The sequence below is a fragment of the Pseudomonas sp. 86_A genome (assembly GCF_017491705.1).
GTDB lineage: Bacteria > Pseudomonadota > Gammaproteobacteria > Pseudomonadales > Pseudomonadaceae > Aquipseudomonas > Aquipseudomonas koreensis.
Map to the genome: position 1 here is coordinate 1 of NZ_JAFGYS010000124.1, position 471 is coordinate 471.

At 54.1% G+C, this 471-nt stretch carries 1 protein-coding gene; it reads right to left on the reverse strand.

Annotation, left to right across the window (positions count from 1 at the left end; genetic code table 11):
* Window positions 1-41: 41 nt before the first annotated feature.
* Window positions 42-317 carry an HU family DNA-binding protein gene (locus tag J5M57_RS28310; protein WP_034023968.1) on the reverse strand — a complete coding sequence of 92 codons (276 nt, stop codon included), beginning with the start codon at window positions 315-317 and terminating at the stop codon, window positions 42-44.
* Window positions 318-471: the final 154 nt, after the last annotated feature.

Here is a 471-nt window from a genome sequence, read left to right on the forward strand (position 1 = left end):
CAACCGAGGGGCTAATCACAGCACAGCACCTACCTTGCAAATTACTCGTTCACCGAATCTTTCAAGGCCTTGCCAGGCTTGAAACTCGGGATGCGGCTGGCCGGGATGTCCATCGATTTCCCGCTCTGCGGGTTGCGCCCGGTACGGGCCGCGCGAGTCTTGACGGCGAAAGTGCCGAAGCCGACCAGGGATACGCTTTCGCCACGCTTCAGCGTGTCGGTGAGGGTATCCAGCACCGCCGCCAAGGCTCGGCCGGCGTCAGCCTTCGAGAGGCCCGCTCGATCAGCAACAGCATTGACGATATCCGATTTGGTCATGTAACCACCCTTCTGTGTTGTTTACCTGTAGAAACCCATGGATTTATTCTGCCGTAATTGCAAAGAAAAGCAAACCACAGATTTTACAAACGATTCTTAAAGCGGCAAACGCCCACATCTTGGCCAAAATGTGCTTTTTTGCTATGGTTTGACT

Excerpts from the sequence above, each read along its gene's own strand:
- J5M57_RS28310 (WP_034023968.1), bottom strand. The coding sequence starts at position 317 with ATGACCAAATCGGATATCGTCAATGCTGTTGCTGATCGAGCGGGCCTC.